Annotated in this window: 19 protein-coding genes; 3 read left to right on the top strand and 16 right to left on the bottom strand. The window is 52.1% G+C overall.

Going from position 1 to position 18,211, the window contains the following annotated elements; all coding sequences use genetic code 11:
* Positions 1-14 precede the first annotated feature (14 nt).
* From flgL to flgB, 11 genes are all read right to left on the bottom strand, one after another.
* Positions 15-1,250: a flagellar hook-associated protein FlgL gene (flgL, locus tag KU392_RS10385; RefSeq protein WP_217735235.1), complete on the bottom strand. Its 1,236-nt coding sequence runs from the start codon at positions 1,248-1,250 to the stop codon at positions 15-17.
* Between the two features lie 10 nt (positions 1,251-1,260).
* Entirely contained in the window at positions 1,261-2,913 is a 1,653-nt protein-coding gene (gene flgK, locus KU392_RS10380) for a flagellar hook-associated protein FlgK (protein WP_217735234.1), read from the bottom strand.
* 97 nt (positions 2,914-3,010) lie between these two features.
* Positions 3,011-4,060 carry a flagellar assembly peptidoglycan hydrolase FlgJ gene (gene flgJ, locus KU392_RS10375; protein ID WP_217735233.1) on the bottom strand — a complete coding sequence of 350 codons (1,050 nt, stop codon included), beginning with the start codon at positions 4,058-4,060 and terminating at the stop codon, positions 3,011-3,013.
* 15 nt (positions 4,061-4,075) lie between these two features.
* Positions 4,076-5,191 (bottom strand): flagellar basal body P-ring protein FlgI, encoded by a 1,116-nt coding sequence (locus tag KU392_RS10370; protein WP_169294900.1) that lies wholly within the window; start codon positions 5,189-5,191, stop codon positions 4,076-4,078.
* Between the two features lie 36 nt (positions 5,192-5,227).
* Positions 5,228-5,920, bottom strand: coding sequence for a flagellar basal body L-ring protein FlgH (locus KU392_RS10365; RefSeq protein WP_169295006.1), 693 nt, complete (start codon positions 5,918-5,920; stop codon positions 5,228-5,230).
* A gap of 35 nt (positions 5,921-5,955) precedes the next feature.
* Positions 5,956-6,741, bottom strand: coding sequence for a flagellar basal-body rod protein FlgG (gene flgG / locus KU392_RS10360; protein WP_169294901.1), 786 nt, complete (start codon positions 6,739-6,741; stop codon positions 5,956-5,958).
* 55 nt (positions 6,742-6,796) lie between these two features.
* Positions 6,797-7,567 (bottom strand): flagellar basal body rod protein FlgF, encoded by a 771-nt coding sequence (locus KU392_RS10355; protein WP_217735232.1) that lies wholly within the window; start codon positions 7,565-7,567, stop codon positions 6,797-6,799.
* An 18-nt stretch (positions 7,568-7,585) separates the two neighbouring features.
* Positions 7,586-9,040 carry a flagellar hook protein FlgE gene (locus tag KU392_RS10350; RefSeq protein ID WP_217735231.1) on the bottom strand — a complete coding sequence of 485 codons (1,455 nt, stop codon included), beginning with the start codon at positions 9,038-9,040 and terminating at the stop codon, positions 7,586-7,588.
* A gap of 30 nt (positions 9,041-9,070) precedes the next feature.
* Complete coding sequence (locus KU392_RS10345; RefSeq protein WP_169294904.1) at positions 9,071-9,745, bottom strand: flagellar hook capping FlgD N-terminal domain-containing protein; 675 nt, start codon at positions 9,743-9,745, stop codon at positions 9,071-9,073.
* A 17-nt stretch (positions 9,746-9,762) separates the two neighbouring features.
* Positions 9,763-10,182: a flagellar basal body rod protein FlgC gene (flgC, locus tag KU392_RS10340; protein WP_169294905.1), complete on the bottom strand. Its 420-nt coding sequence runs from the start codon at positions 10,180-10,182 to the stop codon at positions 9,763-9,765.
* Between the two features lie 15 nt (positions 10,183-10,197).
* Positions 10,198-10,605 carry a flagellar basal body rod protein FlgB gene (flgB, locus tag KU392_RS10335; RefSeq protein WP_217735230.1) on the bottom strand — a complete coding sequence of 136 codons (408 nt, stop codon included), beginning with the start codon at positions 10,603-10,605 and terminating at the stop codon, positions 10,198-10,200.
* 165 nt (positions 10,606-10,770) lie between these two features.
* On the opposite strand from flgB, the gene flgA reads away from it, so the two are divergent.
* From flgA to flgN, 3 genes are all read left to right on the top strand, one after another.
* Positions 10,771-11,493, top strand: coding sequence for a flagellar basal body P-ring formation chaperone FlgA (gene flgA / locus KU392_RS10330; RefSeq protein WP_217735229.1), 723 nt, complete (start codon positions 10,771-10,773; stop codon positions 11,491-11,493).
* Positions 11,494-11,656: 163 nt separating this feature from the next.
* A complete protein-coding gene (flgM, locus tag KU392_RS10325; RefSeq protein WP_217735228.1) occupies positions 11,657-11,944 on the top strand; it encodes a flagellar biosynthesis anti-sigma factor FlgM in 288 nt (95 codons plus the stop codon).
* A 13-nt stretch (positions 11,945-11,957) separates the two neighbouring features.
* Positions 11,958-12,464, top strand: coding sequence for a flagellar protein FlgN (gene flgN, locus KU392_RS10320; RefSeq protein WP_217735227.1), 507 nt, complete (start codon positions 11,958-11,960; stop codon positions 12,462-12,464).
* Positions 12,465-12,490: 26 nt separating this feature from the next.
* On the opposite strand, the gene flhA is transcribed toward flgN, so the two are convergent.
* The 5 genes from flhA to KU392_RS10295 all read right to left on the bottom strand — a co-directional run bounded on the left by flhA (position 12,491) and on the right by KU392_RS10295 (position 18,206).
* Positions 12,491-14,593 carry a flagellar biosynthesis protein FlhA gene (gene flhA / locus KU392_RS10315; RefSeq protein ID WP_217735226.1) on the bottom strand — a complete coding sequence of 701 codons (2,103 nt, stop codon included), beginning with the start codon at positions 14,591-14,593 and terminating at the stop codon, positions 12,491-12,493.
* Positions 14,594-14,642: 49 nt separating this feature from the next.
* Entirely contained in the window at positions 14,643-15,800 is a 1,158-nt protein-coding gene (flhB, locus tag KU392_RS10310; RefSeq protein ID WP_217735225.1) for a flagellar biosynthesis protein FlhB, read from the bottom strand.
* Between the two features lie 163 nt (positions 15,801-15,963).
* Complete coding sequence (locus KU392_RS10305) at positions 15,964-16,638, bottom strand: protein phosphatase CheZ (RefSeq protein ID WP_169294912.1); 675 nt, start codon at positions 16,636-16,638, stop codon at positions 15,964-15,966.
* A 51-nt stretch (positions 16,639-16,689) separates the two neighbouring features.
* Positions 16,690-17,094: a chemotaxis response regulator CheY gene (gene cheY, locus KU392_RS10300; RefSeq protein ID WP_169294913.1), complete on the bottom strand. Its 405-nt coding sequence runs from the start codon at positions 17,092-17,094 to the stop codon at positions 16,690-16,692.
* 38 nt (positions 17,095-17,132) lie between these two features.
* Positions 17,133-18,206, bottom strand: a complete 1,074-nt coding sequence (locus tag KU392_RS10295) for a protein-glutamate methylesterase/protein-glutamine glutaminase (protein WP_281421613.1) — start codon at positions 18,204-18,206, stop codon at positions 17,133-17,135.
* Positions 18,207-18,211 lie beyond the last annotated feature (5 nt).

Below are 18,211 nucleotides of genomic sequence, written 5' to 3'. Positions count from 1 at the left end.
TACCAACTCCAATATCAACCTAAAGTCTTGAACAGACTAAGACCCTGAATTTTCTTGAACGCCAGGGATGCAGCCTCAAGCGCCATACCACGCATGGCCAGTTCGGTACTTGCTTCATAAAAGTCAACATCTTCAATGGCTGAAATTTCAGCTCTGAAATCAAGTCTGCGCTGTTCACCGCTGATGTTCAGCGACTCGATTTCATTCATTCGTGTACCAATTGAGGCACGGGTGGTCAGCACCGTATTGTAGTTGGCCTCAATTTTTTGAATGGCCGACGACATCACATTGCTCAACCGGGCGGCCGCTTGCGGATCGGTGCTGGTCGGTGTGTTAAGGGCGGCAGCCAGCTCATCAAGGGTGTTGAAGATATTGATATCTTCATTCTGGGCATAATTGACGCTGAATGTATCACCTTCGGCAGGCGTGCCGGAAAAGACAACATCCACACCGCCGGGCAATACCAGTCGTGCCTGGCTGGCATCATAAACATTTGGCCCATCCGTACCCAGTACCACGCCATCGGCATTACGCGTTTCAACCGTATAGCTTAGCGGTGTGCCACCGAAAACAATACTGAAATTGTTGCCGACATTGGCGCCCTTCGGATCGTTGATATTGGGCGCACTGATATGCCCGGTACCGGTATTGGTGCGGGCGGCCGATGTCAAATAGCTGTTCTCGCCGGAAACGGCCCGGGTAAATACCGCATAGCCGGTATCGGCCGAACTCAACTGACGCGAAGTACTGACCTGGATCGCCCGGTTGCCCAGATCACCCTGCCAGTTGATTTTGCCGTTGGCATCAGGTGCAAAAGCGGCACGGTCCGACTGGTTGCCGGAAAAAATATATTGTCCGTTACCATCGGTGCTATTGGCCAGACCCAGCACCTGGTTGCGCAGGCTGTTCACCACCTCGGACAGCGTGGCCCGATCGGCATCGGCCATGGTGCCATTGCCCGCTTCCACAATTCTTGTCTTGATGGCAACCAATGTGGTGGCGACTTCGCTCAGGATACTTTCTTCAAAAGCCAGGTTCTGGGTGGCAATGCTGCGGTTCTCGGCAAAACGGTCATTAATGGCCATATTGTTGGACAAGTTCAATGCTCGGGCCGCTCCCAGAGGATCATCTTTGGGAGAAACAATTTTCTTGCCGGTTCCGATTTGCGTAAAAATATCCAGTTGCCGGGCTTGCTGGGCATTGATGGTGCTTAATCCTGTTTTATAAAACTGGCTGGTACTTATGCGCATGCCTAAACCCCTACTTCAAAGATAAAATGGTGTCCATCAGCACTGTGCTGACTTCGATGATACGCGAAGCGGCCAGGAACATTTCCTGGGCAGCTTCAAGATTGATGTACTCTTCATTCAGGTTAACCCCTGACAAAGCCTGTTGTGCCGCATAGCTTTGTTTGGTCAGGGCATTCTGGGAGGCAATCATGAATTCGTTTTGCTGGGCCTGAACGCCGACCCGGTTGACGATTTGTGAAAAACTTTCATTAAAGGTTTTCGTGCCACCCAACACTTTTTTGCTTTGCAGCTTTGCCATCTCCAGGGCATTATTGCCGTTGGCCACGCCACCTTCGGCATCGGCGGCGGCAAACTGGTCACCATTGGTAATGGCCACACTGATTTGTACCGAACTGTTGGCAACCGCAGACAAGGTCCAGCGATCACCGGCCGACGGAACACCACCTTCCATTTTCAATTGCATGCCGTCAACCGCAACGCCCTCAAGCGTGGCACCGGTATGAATAATGTGGTTGTCGCTTTCGCGGGTAACCGTGTAAGTATTGCCATCAAAATAAATGGCGTAATCGGAAGCCTGTATTTTACCTGCGGCATCAGGTTGGAAAGTGGCCGTGAGTTTTACATTACCCACGTTTTGGGAATTGGCGATGGCCACCGGAGCCGGTACATTGAAAATTGCCTGACCGGGCTCACCTTTCAAGTCCAGGCCCTTGGCATTGGCCTCGTTCATGGACAGGGCAAACGCAGTGGCAAGCTGGCCTACTTCACGCTGTTCAACTTCCAGGCTTTCGCGACGGTATTTCAATAGACCACCCAGCGAACCGCCGGTTACTTTGGTTTCGTCCAACTCAACCTTAACGACTTCACCCTGTTTACCCACCGGAATGGTGGCATACACCACGGTATTTTTGGGGTTTTCTGCCGATGGTCCGGTTGTTAAGGGATAAATTTTATTTTGACTCAGCAACTGCTGGCCATTTCCCACTGAAATACTGACCTGGTTGTCGTGCTCAACCACGTTGACATTCACAATCTGGTTGAGTTGTGCTATTTCATAATCACGCTGGTCGAGCAGGTCATTGGGTTCATGATGAGGATTCGCCCCCTTGGCCTGCACAATTTGCTGGTTCAATTCGGAAATGCGGCTAAGGTGGGCATTAATGGAAATAACCGAGTTGTCAATCTGATTATTGATTTCACCACGCTGCTGATCAAGGAACTGCCCCAGTTCATTGAATTGGGTTACGACGGTTTGGGTACGGCCCAACAGTTCCTGGCGGGAAGCCGGATCGGCCGGGTTACTGGCCACGGCATTGACACCGTCAAAAAACGACTGGATGGCTGGCCCGATACCCACCGTGCGATCTGCCAGCACATTATTGAGTTGCGCAATCTGGCCACCATAGGCGGCCAGCAATGCCCCCTTGCTTTCATTGTTAACAAGTTGACTGTTCAGAAAAGAGTCATAAGCACGACGAACGGTATCCACCGCAACACCACGGCCCAAAAAACCGTTACCCGTTGAGGAAGCGCCTGCCGTTGAGATCAGGGTTTCCTGCCGGACATAACCGGGGGTATCATAGTTGCTGATATTATGGCTGGTTGTTGTCAGGCGAGCCTGCGCCGTATTCAGGGCGGTTAACCCAAGTTTGGCCAAATTCATAATTTTCCGTCAATAAATATTACTTGTCTTTCTGTTGGTTAACGGCAGAAAAATCCAATTGTTTAGCCAAGGCACCAAAAAAAGCGCGCTGACCAGCTTAAATGGTGGAAATCCGGTTTTTATCAAGGGACGCGGTATTGGACGCCAACGAACGGTCTTCAAAATACCCCATAATATTGATCAGTTTGCTGGCATATTTGGGGTCTGTGGCATAACCGGCTTTCTGGATCTGCCGGGCCGCTTCATGGGCATTTTCTGCCGTCAATACATGCTTATAGCGCTCGTTCTGGCTAATCAGGCGGGCATAATCGGCAAACGACTCTTCATAAGAATCATAGGCCCTGAAAGGCTGTTTCATTTTTTTTGCCATCCCATTGACATATTCGGTAGTCATTACATTAACCACTTTACCCTTCCAGCCTCCGGTTGCCTTGATCCCAAACAGGTTATAACTGGTCTGTCCATTTTCATGCAGAATTTCGCGGCGTCCCCAACCTGACTCAAGCGCGGCCTGACTTAAAATCAGTGAAGCGGGAATCCCGGTACTGGCCGATGCCGCACTGGCAGCAGGACCCATTTTCTCAACAAAGCTGCTGATGCGTTCCGGTGCATCATCCGCGACACCAATCACCGAAGCCACGTTTTTTGCAAAAATGCGCACCCGATTACCCAAAGAAGAAATCAGTTCGCCAATCGCATCCTTGTGTTCTACTGGCATCGACATCAACGTTGCCTTATCAACACTGGTGAAATCACCCGCATCCATTGACTTGCCTGCATTGAGCAAGGCTGCCGAACCACTTTCCCTGATTTGTTCCAGCAAGGACTGGGCCAGGCCAATGCCTTTGCCCGAAGCCATATTGAGCGCCATTTGCTCATCGGCCATGGATTGCACCAAACGGGTCTGGTCGCTGTCAAACATCCCTTCCCCCAGACGCGTGGCACGTGCCTGCTTTAACAGCGTCTGGATAAACAGGGCCTCAAATTGCTGGGCAACTTCTTTTTCGCCTTTTTCAATATCTTCCAGCGAGGTATTCATTTGCCCGGCCACCTGGCGCTTGAGCTGGTGCAGCGAATTCATGTCCATGACAAACTGTGGAGCAGAACGGCTCACGCCGGGACGGGGGATATAACTGGTAATTGTCATGGCGACTCCTGTTAACTAAATAATTTCCAGATCGGCCCTGAGGGCACCGGCACTTTTTAATGCCTGGAGAATAGAAATCAGGTCTTGCGGACTGGCACCCAGGGCATTTAAGGCACGCACCACATCTGTCAGACGCACGCCTCGATTCACCATTTGCAATTTGCCCTGTTGCTGCTGAACCTGGATATTGGTATTGGGTGTAACAACAGTTTGCCCGCCACCAAAAGGGGTATTGGGCTGGTTCACATCAACACTTTGGTCAATGACCACGGCCAGACTGCCAAAAGCCACGGCAGCCTGATCAATGGTGACCGACTGATTCATGACCACGGTACCGGTACGCGCATTCACGATAACCTTGGCGCGTGCCGCTGCACGCGTGACATTAATAGCCTGCAAACGGGCCAGAAAAGCGGCTTGCGCCGATTCAACCATGGGGCCACGCACCTCAATGACGCGTCCGTTCACGGATCTTGCCGCGCCTGCGCCCATAACCTTGTTAATGGCTGCCACGGCATTTTCAGTGGTACCAAAATCGGTATCATGCATTTCTATCCGGATAATACCGTCTTTGCTGAAACGTGTCGGCACCGTGCGCTCCACCAGAGCACCACCGGTAATCATGCCGCCATTTAACTGGTTAACCTGGACCTGGCTGCCACCAGACTGGGCCCCCGCCCCACCCACCACGATATTTCCCTGCGCCAGGGCATATACCTGGTTATCGGCCCCCTTAAGAGGGGTCATTAACAAGGTGCCGCCCCGCAGGCTTTTGGCATTACCCATGGAAGAGACGTTCACGTCAATGGATTGACCAGGCTGGGCAAACGAAGGCAGGGTTGCCGTTACCATGACTGCCGCCACGTTTTTAACCTGCATATTGACCCCTGCAGGCACCGTAACACCCAGCTGGGCCAGCATATTGGTCAGGCTTTGTTGGGTAAAGGGCGACTGACGCACCTGGTCACCACTGCCATCCAGACCTACCACCAGACCATAACCAATCAACTGGTTGTCGCGCACCCCCTGGATGGAGGCCAGGTCTCGCAACGGTTCAGCCAGGGCAAAACCCTGAGCCACACCGACCCATAAGACCAATGCCATGAGGTGTTTCAGGATTCCGGATTTCATTGTCAAACTGCAACTCCAATTATGAGTATTAAACACTTAGAACGGTGCAATGTTCAGGAAAAACCGCTGCAACCAGCCCATGGTTTGCACCTCGTCCATCACACCCTTGCTACGAAACTCGATGCGGGCATCGGCCACCTGAGTGGAAGACACGGTATTGGTGCCGGTAATGGAACGCGGGTCAACCACCCCTGAAAAACGCAGGTGCTCACTGCCCTGGTTAATCGCAATGGCTTTTTCCCCGGCAATTTTCAGGTTGCCATTGGCCAACACGCCAATCACGGTCGTGGTAATGTTACCGGTGAACATGTTATTGGCCGTACTGCTACCCTTGCCTTCCATATCGTTGCTACCGTCTGCAGAAAAACGCTCATCGGCAGACAATGCGCTTGGCATCCAGTCAGGCGCAGCGGTTACACCAAAATCCATGCCGCTGTTACGATTGGTGGTGGTTGCCACACGCTTGGAGGCATTGGTTTTCTCTTCAATCACCACAGTCACGATATCGCCGACATTGCGTGGCCGACGGTCTTCAAACAAGGGAAAAACGCCTGCCTGTCCACCCCGGTAAATAGAACCGTCCGGCTCTTGCCGGACCTCGGGCATGGGCTGCATGGGCTCGGCTGTCAGGGGACCATCCACGATTTTGGGATGAGGCACCATGGCACAACCACTGGCCAGGGCAATAATCAGACCAACCGTAAACAGACGAATCGAACGAAAAGACATAGACATAAGGCGGTATCGCAAAGTGAGTGAGTCAATCAGATCTGGGTCAGGCGGGCAAGCATCTGGTCGGAAGTGGTAATGGCCTTGCTGTTCATTTCATAGGCCCGCTGGGTGGCAATCATGTTAACCAGCTCTTCAGCCACGTTCACGTTAGAGGTTTCGGTATATTTATGCAAAATTCTGCCGGTGCCATCCAAACCTGGTGTGGATACGGTTTCGGCGCCCGATGCATCGGTTTGGGCATACAGGTTTTCACCCAGGCTGAGCAAACCGGCCGGATTGACAAAAGTGGTCAACTCCAGCTGGCCCACCTGGATGCTCGTGCCGGTTGCACCGGGCTGGGTGACCGACACCGTACCATCCCGGCCAATTTCAATGGTTAAGGCATTATCGGGAATGGTAATGGCCGGCTGTATGGGGTAACCACCTGCAGTAACCAGCTGGCCGTTCTGGTCCAGCTGCAGGGAACCATTGCGGGTATAGGCAAAGGTGCCATCGGGCATTTCAACCTGCAGGAAACCCCTGCCATCGATGGCAATATCAAGACTGTTGCCGGTATTTTTCAGATTGCCCTGGGTATGGATACGCTCGGTGGCTACGGTACGCACCCCCATACCCACCTGCAGGCCGGTAGGCAACTGGTTGGCATCGCCCACCTGGGCGCCGGGCTGGCGTACGGTCTGGTACATCAGGTCCTCAAAAATGGCACGGTTGCGCTTGAAGCCATCGGTGTTGACGTTGGCAATATTATTGGAAATCACATCCATATTGGTTTGCTGGGCCTCAAGGCCTGTCTTGGCAATCCATAGCGAGCGTATCATATTGGTTCCTGATTAAATCAATGATAAATTAAGTACAAAATCATGCAAAATGCGTTTACCCGGCCGATGAAAGCAGACTGTTCGCATTTTGCTCTTTGCTGCTCAGTTCCTGGATAACTTTCATTTGCATTTCAAAACGACGGGCATTCTGGATAAGCCCCACCATATTGCCGGCGGCACTGACATTGCTGCCTTCCAGGATGCCGCTTACAACGGTTACCTGTGTGGTATCAGGCAGTTCAACCTGCTGCCCCTGGGCGTTGACGGCACGGAACAGACCATCATCACCACGCACCATGCGGGCATTGCCTGGATCACCAATCTTTAATTTGACCACCCGCTGCACTTCGGTGGGCGCATCACCTGCGGCCAAGACGTTAATACCGCCAGAACGCTCAATACCAATCGCGGCCGCATCGGGAATTTCAATGGGCTGGCCATCTTCAGACAACACCATCAGGCCTCCCCCCGTCACCAGCAGACCATCAGCGTTACGCTGCAGGTTTCCGCCACGCGTATACGCCTCGGAGCCATCAAGGGCCCGCACCGCAAACCAGCCCTCACCCTGAATGGCAACATCCAGGTCACGGCCGGTGGTCATAAACGCCCCCTGCTCCATATCGCTATCCGAGGTGGTGGCCACCGTTAGCACCCGGGTGGTTTCAGCACTGCCAATTAAGGGACTGACCACCGGTGTGGAACGGTATTGCGAAAGCTGGGCCCGAAAGCCCGGCGTGTTCACGTTCGCCAGATTATTGGACAGAACCGCCTGCTGCTCCAGGATTCTGGCTGCCCCGTTGCTGGCTGTATATATGGCACGATCCATTTATTTCACTCCTGCCGGTTAACGCAGGGAGATCAGGGTCTGCAAGATCTGATCCTGGGTTTTAATGGTTTGGGCATTGGCCTGATAATTGCGCTGGGCAATAATCATGTTCACCAATTCGGAACTCATATCCACGTTGGACTCTTCAACCGCCTGCCCTTTAAGACGAGCCAGGCTGTTGGTACCCGGTTTACCAAAAACCGGTGGGCCTGAGTCACGGGTTTCCTGCCAGGCATTGCCACCGATGGGCTGCAGGCCATTCAGGTTGTTAAAATTGGCCAGCGCCACGTAACCCATGACCTGTGATTCACCGTTGGTGTAATTGGCCACAATGGCACCATCCGCAGAAACGGACAAACCGTTATATTCACCCGTTGCATAGCCGTCCTGGACAAAGTTGGGCGTAAAAGCACCGGCAAACTGCGTGGTACCAGTGTAATCCATTCTAATAACCAATGGTTCTGCCGGGGCGGCTGCGGTACCGGGCTGGTTAACCGTGACCATTAAAGTATTGCTGCTGGTTAAACGGCCAATACTGTCGAAGGTCATGGGTAACGGGCCACCACCGGCAGGCGCATCCACCGGGACCCCGTCCATATAGTAATAAACATCCCATTCGCTTTCGGTACCAGTGGTACCGGCACGTTTGACAAAGTATTGGGTCAGCTCATGGGCATTGCCCAAAGAGTCATACACATTCATGTTCAGCGAATGGGTAAAGCTGGCCGGATCAGCCGGTGAAAATGGTCTTGCCTGCTGTGCGGGCTGATAAGCCACTGTGGGGTCCAGGCCCCCGCTAACCACCTGCCCGCCTGACAGGGTGACGGTTGAGGTGCCACTGGTGTAAGTGCCATCTGGCGGTGCCGGTACAGTGGCACCGGCCGCATCGGTCCAGGTCAGGCCACCGGTACTGCTTACCCGAAAATTATAGGTCGTGGTAACGCCACCAGACTCCAGCGCAACTTCGCCCAACACTTCAGGAGAACCGGTAATGGAGATAATGGACGCATTGGCATCCAGGTTGGTGATCAAGCCTGTATTTTGCGTTGCTTTGGGAGGAATATTGCCAACCGGGATTTTCAGTTCCTGCAGCAAGGTGCTGTTTTCACCAATGTAACCGGTAAGACGCTGCCCGCTGCTATTGACAATGTAATTGTTACGGTCTGCCTGGAACTGACCATTACGTGTATAAGACACGTTTCCACTGGTGTCCACCAAACGGAACAGGCCTTTTTCACCATCAATGGCCAAATCAAGCGAATTACCCGTTGAAGAGATATTACCCAAGGTAAAGCGCTGGTTAATGGCCGCAACCTGCACGCCCATACCCACCCGTGATGAAGCATATACATCGGCAAATGCTACTGACGATGCCTTGAAACCCACCGTGGCCGAGTTGGCAATATTGTTTCCAATCACGTCCAGATTCTGTGCCGAGGCGTTCAAGCCTGATAAACCTTGTCCAAATGCCATGATAAAAAATCACTTATAAAAAATTAATCTTCAGTTCATTACTTTACGCAGATCAGTCAGCGCGTAACGACCGGTCAGCCCCAAGTCCATTTTCATGCCTTCGGTGCTGTAAGAAACACTTTGTACCTGCCCATATTGCAATGCCTCGGCAGGAACGGAACTATTGGCCGCATCAAGAGCCGTTACACGAACCGTGTATTTGCCCGCCGGTGCCTGCGTACCATTATCGCCCAGACCATCCCACTGCATGGAAATGACATCCACATTCTGGGGCCCCAAATCGAAGGTGCGTACCGGATTGCCGGCGGCATCCACAATTTCCACTTTCAGGCTGGCGGCTGCACCCATCAGGTCAACCCCAAAAGGGGTGGCCACACCACTTTCACCCAGCTTGATGGCTTCACCGGGCACCAATACATGGCGGCCGATCAGGTTTGAAGCCTGCATTGACTGCGACACATCCAGCTGGCCGGTAAGGGCCAGAACGGTCTGGTTAAGCTTTTCTATACCACTTACGGTAGACAGCTGGGCCAGCTGCGACGTAATGCCGGCATTGTCCATGGGGTTCAGGGGATCCTGGTTACGCAACTGAGTTACCAGCAAGGTCAGGAACTGCTCTTGTGTTTCTGCGATACTGCTTGTGCCCAGGCTGCTTGCGCCACCGCTCAGGGAACTGGCACCGCTGGTTGGATTGATGATAGTCATAAGTTGCCTTTTTCCTTTTACTGACCAAGAGTCAGTGTTTTCATCATGATCGTCTTGGCCGTATTGATCACTTCCACATTGGCCTGGTAAGAACGGGCTGCCGCAATCATGTTGACCGTTTCACCCACAACATCAACATTGGGTAGCGTGACATAACCATTATTGTCTGCATAAGGGCTTTGCGGATCATATTGCAAGCGCATGGGCGCCTGGCTTTCAACCACATTACTGACCTGCACGCCCCCAATCGGATACTGACTGAAAGCATTGCCCAGCGGCTGCATTTTAAAAACCACCTGCTTGGCTTTGTAAGGCTGCCCATTGGGCCCAGCCACGCTATCGGCATTCGCAATATTGCTGGCCGTCACGTTCATGCGCTGCGAACCCGCATTCAGTGCCGAACCCGCAATGCTGAAAATACTCATCATGTCAGACATTCTATTTCCTTCCCATTAATTAGGCTGCAAAGCGGACAACATGGATTTAATCTTGCCGTTCAAAAGCGTCAGGGTGGCCTGGTATTGCATGGTATTATCCGCAAAAGCCACGCGTTCCATATCCATTTCAACCGTATTGCCATCCAGGCTGTTTTGCGTTGGCAGACGATATTGGGGCGAGAACTGCAAAGGCCCCATTGCCGCTGCCGGAATATGACGTGCCGAGGTCAGGGTAAGCTGCGTGTCACCCAGGCCTTTTTGCGCTTCGCTTGCCTGTGCAAGCACTTCCTTGAAACTGAAGTCGCGCGCCTTGTAATTGGGCGTATCCGCGTTGGCAATGTTGGTGGAAAGCAATTCCATCCGCTGCTGGCGCAAACCGACTGCGGTCTGCAAAAATTTGAATTCGTTACCAATCCTGTCCATAGTGCCTGTTCCTGCTGCTAACGCAACATACAATTAAGCCATTACAGTCAATATGTTAAGCCATCCGAAGGCAATACAAAGGAAAGGTAAACAGGGGTTTTCCTGCTTAATTCAGGCTAATCAAAAATACGGCCCCAAGATAGAATTCAACTTATGAACAAGATAATGACTTTGGTTCGCACAAAATTATTTGGATCCGGCCTTAAAACACTCGGCCTGGTCCTGTTTTGCCTGGCTGCCTTGTGCAGCGCTTCTCATGCCAATGAGATATCCGGGCTGCAGCAGGCCATCATGCAGGAAACGGAAGACTATCTTGCCGAACAGGCTTCCACACTTGATGGCATCCCCACTATCAATGTCAGCGTACCAAAGGCCCAATCATTTGAAAGCTGCCATGACCGGGTGTATTTCCTGCCCAACAAAGGCACCTTACGCTCCTCAATGTCCGTAGGCATTCGCTGCATGGATTCAGGAAAAACCGAATACTTGCGTGCCTCGCTTTCAATTGAAGGCAATTATTACGTTGCCGCCCAAAACATCGATATCGGGCAAACCCTCATGCCCAACCATATTGAAGAAAAACAGGGTGATCTGCTGAAGTTGCAGGCAAGCTCCCGCACAAGCCCCGAACAATTACTGGGGCATATTGCCACTACACGTATTCCGGCCGGTCGCCCCATTAAGCTAAACATGCTTCGCAGCCCGCAATCCATCAGCAAAGGACAGCCAGTGCGACTTCAGGTAAGGCAAGGCGCCCTTACCGTTACCCAGCAGGGAGAGGCCCTTACCACGGCAGACGTGGGTGGCAGCATCCAGGTTAAAACCAGTTCCGGCAAGGTCATCATGGGAACGGTTATTAATGCCAACACGGTTAATGTGCTTTTTTAGGCAGCATGATGGCAACCCTGGCTTATAATCAACGCATTAACGGCAGAAAAAATTGCTCTTTGGCTAAAGTTTTCAAAAATCCATCCGTTAATACCGATAAGCCAACTGTTTTAGTGCTGTCATGGTGGTTTTTACCCTCTTGGCAGACCCGAAGATCATGACCATGAAAATTTCTCCCGCTTCGCTATATCATACAACGGCGGTTTCTACCAAACCCGCTTCCCGTCAAGGTACGCCCGCGTCCGCCAGTACACCGGCCGCCGTACAACCCGACAGCAGCACCAAGGTGGATTTAAGCCCGGTTGCCCGTGACCTTACCAGCCCGGAAAATGATGTCGACCTTGAGCGCGTGCAGGCTATTCGCCAGGCATTGGCCAATGGCACGCTTAATATCAACCCCACACGTATTGCCGAAGGCATTTTACAAGATGCCATTGACATACTGAGTTAATCACTTTTTGCCCATGACCGTCCATAACAATTCATCTACCCTGTCCCGCCAAATCCTGGAACAGCTTGTGCTGGAAACAGAAATTGCAAAACAGTTTTTGCAAGTCCTGAATGATGAATGCGCAGCGCTCATGGCATTCAGCTCGCCCGAACCCTTGCGTGAGCTGGCACAAAAAAAATGGCAAATTGGCCAACAACTGGAAGCTTCCTACAAAGTAAGGATGCAGTTGGTTCAGTCCCGCTTTCCAGTTTCAGATACACAAAATAGCCTGTCAGCTGTCATTGACAAGCTTGACCCGCAACAACAGGGCGATCTGGCCAAACAATGGAACAACTATAACGAGCTTGTTTCACAGGCAAAAAGCCTGAATGAAAGCAATGCCATCATGATTCACAGCTACCTGAAATACAACCAGGATGCCCTTGACTCCCTTAACCGTGCCGCAGGCGTGCAACACACCTATGATGACAAGGGCATGCGCAAGCCGGTCAGTACCGGCAAACCTCTGGCAAGCGCTTAAATCCATAGGCCTGAACCTGGCCCATATCAGCCACCAATTACCGACGTCACTTTCAGGTACCGTTCTTCGGGAATTTCCGTATTTGAGAGCACGGTCAACTGCGGAAATCCATACCTGAACAACTTGGCCAGTGAAGCACGCAATACCGGTGGCACCACCAGGACCGGTGGCAAGTTGTGAACGGTTTGCTTTTGCAGGGCCAGTTCAGTTTCCGTATGCAGGTTATCGGCCAGACCCGGCTCCAGTGAACCACTCGTGGTCAGGGCCTGCGTCAGGACCTGTGTCAACTGGGGTGCCAGACCAATCACATTACACTCGACCGCATCCCCAAAACACTGCTGAGTAATGGCCCTGCCCAGTGCCGTGCGCACCCGCGCAATCAATTCCTCTATATTTATCATCATACCTGGCTGGGTCTGCCCACTCAAAATAGGCCCCCACTCGGTCAGCACTTCAACAATGGTACGCATGTCCCGGATAGACACCCCTTCGCTCAACAGACCTCGCAATACATTATGCAAGGTCGTCAGGGACACCGCCTTGGGCACAAAATCCTCAACCAGCTTGGGCTCTTCCTTACCAATATGCTCAAGCAATTGCTGCACTTCCTGACGGCCCAGCAAATGTGCCGCGTGCCGTGTCAGCAACTGGTTAATATGGGTCGCAATCACCGTACTGGCATCTACCACGGTATAGCCCATTACCTGAGCCCGCTCACGCACATCCTCGCTCACCCAGTACGCGGTCAGTCCAAAGGTGGGGTCAGTGGTTTTTTCACCTTCGGTCAGCTCAAACTCCACCCCACCCGGATCAATCGCCAGCCATTTACCGGGCTGAACCTGACCTTTACCAATTTCAACGCCAGACAGCAAAATACGGTACTCACTGGGGTGCAACTCCAGATTGTCCCGAATGTGTACGACAGGTGGCAGAAAACCCATATTCTGGGCAAACTGTTTACGCAAACTACGGATACGGGAAATCAATTCTCCCCCCTGCTCCTGGTCAACCAGACTAATCAGGCGATAACCCACTTCCATGGCAAAGGGCTCCACCAGGGTCACATCATCCCAGCGGGCTTCCTTGGCAGCGGTATCCGCAGGCGTGGCCTCGACTTCCTGGACAGGTCCCTGCATGGCAAGTGCCTCATTCTTTTTCTGTATCCGATAGCCCAAATAAGCAAAGAAACCGGCCAGTGACAAAAAGGCAACATGCGGCATATTGGGAATCATGCCCATAATGCCAATAATGCCTGCCGTAATATAAAGCACCATCGGGTTGGAAAACAGCTGGCCCATCATTTGCTGGCCAACGTCCTGGTTATTCGCCACACGCGACACCACCACACCCGCCGCGGTTGAAATGATGAGTGCGGGAATTTGTCCAACCAGACCATCTCCAATCGTCAGCAAGGTATACACCTGACCGGCTTCACTAAAACTGAGATCGTGCTGCATAACACCTACCAGCAGCCCGCCCACAATACTGACCACCATAATAATCAGGCCGGCAATGGCATCACCACGCACAAATTTACTGGCACCATCCATGGCACCGTAAAACTCCGCTTCCTGTGCCACTTCCGCCCTTCTTCGGCGCGCATCATCCTCGGCAATCAGGCCGGCATTCAGGTCGGCATCAATCGCCATTTGCTTACCGGGCATGGCATCCAGCGTAAAACGGGCACCCACTTCGGCAATCCGGCCCGCACCCTTGGTAATGACCACAAAGTTGATCAGGACCAGAATGGCAAAAACAACAATACCAACAGCAAAGTTTCCACCCACCAGAAAGTGACCAAATGCCTCAATAACCTGACCGGCGGCATCGGGCCCGGTATGCCCATGCAACAAAACTACACGGGTGGACGCCACGTTCAGTGACAGACGCAGTAGCGTAGCAAATAACAGGACCGATGGAAATGCGGCAAAATCCAGCGGTTTTTTGGTAAACATGGCCACCAGAAGAATCATGATGGACAAGGCAATGTTAAAAGTAAAAAACAGATCCAGTAAAAACGGCGGCAAAGGCAGGACCATCATGGCAAGCACCATGACAATCAGCACCGGACCGGCCAGCATTCTGGAGTCTGCCGCATGCAATTTCAGTGAGGAAAAAAAACTGTTCATATACTCAATAATTTAGGTCATTCAGGGTTTTGCAGGATCAAGAGGCATTTTACCGCGCAGTTGTCTGCGTTTGCCCGGACTGCGGGTCAAGCTCGGGCGGCACCGGTAAATTCACGGGCCGATCCGGCTCCTCAGCCATTCCCTGCCGGTACTGCTGTAATTGATAAACCCAGGCCAGCACTTGGGCAACGGCAGCAAACAGCGCTTCCGGAATGGGCTGTTCCAGCTCGACATTGGCATACAGGGCGCGGGCCAATGCCGGCGCCTCCAGCTGCACCACATTATTTTCTGCGGCAATTTCACGGATTTTACGGGCAATTTCTCCGGTACCCTTGGCAATCACCAGTGGCGCGCGGTCTCCGTCCTGCTCATATTTAAGTGCCACAGCATAATGGGTCGGGTTGGTAACCACCACATCCGCATCGGGAATACTGCTCATCATGCGATGACGTGCCATTTCACGCTGTTGCTGGCGAATTCGGCCCTTGATATGCGGATCACCCTCGTTTTCCTTATGTTCACGCTTGACTTCTTCTTTACTCATGCGCAGTTTTTTGGCATGTGAATACATTTGCCAGGGCACATCTATAAGTGCAATCAGCAACAAGGAGCCAATAATGGTAGCGCAGCAAAACAAAACCATCCCCAGCCCTTTGGCCAATGCCATTGGCAGGGACAAATGAGACAGGGCGAGCATTTGTGGCAAATACGATTTGATAACCATTATCCCAACGCCACCGATCAAGGCCGCTTTCAGCAGGGTTTTCAGCAACTCAATCCAAGTTGAGGCACTCACCATGCGCCCCAGTCCCTTAAACAGATTCATGCGCCCAAAATTGGGGGTAAGGGCCTTGCTTGAAAAAACCAGCCCCCCCAGCGCCACCGACGAGCCGATGGCAACCACCACCAAGATCACAAACAAGGGAAACAAACCTGTCAGGGCATGTAAAAAGCTGTCCAGCATGGTTGGCGCAAGGCTTTCTACCGCACTTTTGAGCGTCCAATCAAAGTGCATGGTGGTTCGCATAATATAAACCAGCCGCCCATACAAAAAACCGCCACTGACCCAAAGTGTCATGGCACCCGCCAGCAAAATAAGGCAGGTATTGAGCTCTCGCGAGCGCGCAACCTGGCCCTCTTCCCGCGCTTTGTTTAATCGTTGCGGGGAAGCGGCTTCGGTTTTTTCAAGGTCGCTATCTTCTGCCATGCTGGTAGGTACGGTTAAATGGCGCTATCCGGAATGAGCGCATTCTAAACTGCCACTAGTGTAACGGGTTTGACCGCACGGCAATTGGAAGAGTAAGGGAAGAAAAACCCGCCTTAATGCCTGTTATGGCCAGGATAAGGCAGGTAAAAAAGCATAATGGTCTTCAAAAACCCAGCTGGGCCAGCAAATCATCCACCTGCTGCTGGTTTTGCACGGTTCCACCGTTTTCTTTATGCTCGACAACAGGACCATTCAGCAAGGCGTTTTCCGCCTGGGCTTCTTTATCCATTTCCTGACTGTATTTTTCGGGCATGTACTCAATCAGGACCTGCACCAGCTCCTGCTCGATGCGATCAAGCAGCACCGTCAACTTGCTGGCCACCTGGCCGGTCAAATCCTGAAAAGCCTGAGCCGTAATGATGTCAATCAAGGCGGTATCAACCGGCCGGATTTCCTCTTTCACACCCGACAGGAAGGCCTGGATATTTTTGGCCAGCTCCACAGGCAACTGGACCTGTGGCTGCTCAACAGGCTGCATGGCCTGCACCAGTTCCTCAGACAGGCTGACGGCACTCGCTTTCAGGTGCCCCAGTTGGGATTGGGCCAATTCCGCGCTATTCAACACATCATTGGCGGCCTTTTCGGTCAGGGACGTAATATATCGAATACGGGACTGGGCATCAGGCATGGCCTTGGCAGCCGCCTGAACACTAGGTTCAAGACCCAGTTCACGCAGGCTGTCACGCAACAAACGGGTAACATGGGCAATCCGGTCATACACCGGTGCTTCATCCACCGTATTTCCGTTTTCCGGTAAGGCTTGTTTTGAATCGGTCATTGTTTTAATCCTTTTCAGACTGTATTACGATCCATCCGGTGTTTGGCATTTTCAGGCGCCCATGCGACGCTTGGCTTTCTCAAACACCTTATTCAGGTTTTCTTCCAGTGTCGCTGCGGTAAAGGGTTTGACGACATAACCGTCTGCACCCGCCTTGGCGGCGCTCACAATGTTTTCACTTTTAGCTTCTGCTGTCACCATCAGGACGGCAATCTGTTTGAGTTTTTCATCGGCCCGGATTTCCTTGAGCATGGTCAACCCATCCATGACAGGCATATTCCAGTCGGAAACCACCAAATCATAACCGGATACGCCATTACGTAATTTACCCAGCGCCTGCGCACCATCCTCAGCCTCATCAACGCTTTCAAACCCCAAGTCTTTCAAGAGGTTTTTAACAATACGACGCATGGTCGGAAAATCATCAACAATCAGAATCCTGATATCTTTATTCATACTGCATTTATCCTATTTTTAGTATTCAACATTGCATATTATCGCTTAAGCGGCAACTGCACTTTGGCCAGCCCCTTGAAAAGCCGTTCGCCAATTTTCTCAAGCGGCACCGCTTCATCGGTAGCACCAATATTCATCGCCTCACCGGGCATGCCATATACCACACAAGTGGCTTCATTTTGCACAAAGGTATCGGCACCGGCTTTGCGCATTTCCAACAAACCTTGGGCACCATCCTTACCCATACCGGTCAATATGATACCAGTTGCTTTTTTTCCTGCTTCTTTAGCCACACTGGAAAACAGGACATCCACCGATGGGCGGTGACGGTTGACAGGTTCGGACTCGATCAACACGGTCCGGTAAACACTGCCAGACTTGCGAATGGCCAGGTGAGCCACACTGCCGGGGGCCAGATACACATGGCCACTTTCCAGCATCTCGTCACCTTTTGCCTCATGAACGGTTAACGCACATGTGCGATCAAGCCTTTGCACAAAGGAAGCGGTAAATCCTGCCGGCATATGCTGGGTAATCACTATAGGTGGGCATTCCCGTGGCAAACCCGTCAAAACCCTGGACAATGCTTCGGTTCCACCGGTGGATGAACCGATTGCCACCACCCAGTCATTCCTGACATTACTGACATTGCCCGCTGTTTTAATGACCGGCACTTCCTGACCGGGCATTACATATTGCTTCAAACGGGCCCGACTGGCCGCCCGGATTTTTTCAGCGACTTCATGCTGGTAAGCCTCCAGGGTTTTGCCTGACTGCGCATTGGGTTTGGAAACGATTTCAACAGCACCCAATTCAAGCGCCCGCAAAGAGATGGCAGAATGTTTCTGGGTTAAGGAAGAAACCATGACTACAGGCATCGGACGCAGGCGCATCAAGCGCTCCAGAAAATCCAACCCGTCCATTTTGGGCATTTCCACATCCAGCGTAATCACATCGGGATTCAATTGTTTGATCATATCCCGTGCCACCAGCGGATCAGGGGCTGTACCCACTACCTCCATATCCGGTTCGGCATTAATTACCTCTGTCATAATCCGACGCATCAGTGCCGAATCATCAACACACAATACCCGGATCAACCCTTTTTTCAACTCAG

Source organism: Advenella alkanexedens, assembly GCF_019132845.1.
GTDB classification, from domain to species: domain Bacteria; phylum Pseudomonadota; class Gammaproteobacteria; order Burkholderiales; family Burkholderiaceae_B; genus Advenella; species Advenella alkanexedens.
Note: the sequence above shows the minus strand (reverse complement) of the source record. Positions and strands in the feature narration are given on the sequence as shown.

Coding starts and splice junctions, on each gene's coding strand:
- KU392_RS10365 (WP_169295006.1), bottom strand. CDS start 5,920: ATGTCTTTTCGTTCGATTCGTCTGTTTACGGTTGGTCTGATTATTGCC.
- KU392_RS10370 (WP_169294900.1), bottom strand. CDS start 5,191: ATGAAATCCGGAATCCTGAAACACCTCATGGCATTGGTCTTATGGGTC.
- flgK (WP_217735234.1), bottom strand. CDS start 2,913: ATGAATTTGGCCAAACTTGGGTTAACCGCCCTGAATACGGCGCAGGCT.
- KU392_RS10350 (WP_217735231.1), bottom strand. CDS start 9,040: ATGGCATTTGGACAAGGTTTATCAGGCTTGAACGCCTCGGCACAGAAT.
- flgC (WP_169294905.1), bottom strand. CDS start 10,182: ATGTCTGACATGATGAGTATTTTCAGCATTGCGGGTTCGGCACTGAAT.
- flgA (WP_217735229.1), top strand. CDS start 10,771: ATGACTTTGGTTCGCACAAAATTATTTGGATCCGGCCTTAAAACACTC.
- flgN (WP_217735227.1), top strand. CDS start 11,958: ATGACCGTCCATAACAATTCATCTACCCTGTCCCGCCAAATCCTGGAA.
- flgM (WP_217735228.1), top strand. CDS start 11,657: ATGAAAATTTCTCCCGCTTCGCTATATCATACAACGGCGGTTTCTACC.
- flhB (WP_217735225.1), bottom strand. CDS start 15,800: ATGGCAGAAGATAGCGACCTTGAAAAAACCGAAGCCGCTTCCCCGCAA.
- KU392_RS10345 (WP_169294904.1), bottom strand. CDS start 9,745: ATGACTATCATCAATCCAACCAGCGGTGCCAGTTCCCTGAGCGGTGGC.
- flgG (WP_169294901.1), bottom strand. CDS start 6,741: ATGATACGCTCGCTATGGATTGCCAAGACAGGCCTTGAGGCCCAGCAA.
- KU392_RS10305 (WP_169294912.1), bottom strand. CDS start 16,638: ATGACCGATTCAAAACAAGCCTTACCGGAAAACGGAAATACGGTGGAT.
- flgL (WP_217735235.1), bottom strand. CDS start 1,250: ATGCGCATAAGTACCAGCCAGTTTTATAAAACAGGATTAAGCACCATC.
- flhA (WP_217735226.1), bottom strand. CDS start 14,593: ATGAACAGTTTTTTTTCCTCACTGAAATTGCATGCGGCAGACTCCAGA.
- KU392_RS10355 (WP_217735232.1), bottom strand. CDS start 7,567: ATGGATCGTGCCATATATACAGCCAGCAACGGGGCAGCCAGAATCCTG.
- flgB (WP_217735230.1), bottom strand. CDS start 10,605: ATGGACAGGATTGGTAACGAATTCAAATTTTTGCAGACCGCAGTCGGT.
- cheY (WP_169294913.1), bottom strand. CDS start 17,094: ATGAATAAAGATATCAGGATTCTGATTGTTGATGATTTTCCGACCATG.
- flgJ (WP_217735233.1), bottom strand. CDS start 4,060: ATGACAATTACCAGTTATATCCCCCGTCCCGGCGTGAGCCGTTCTGCT.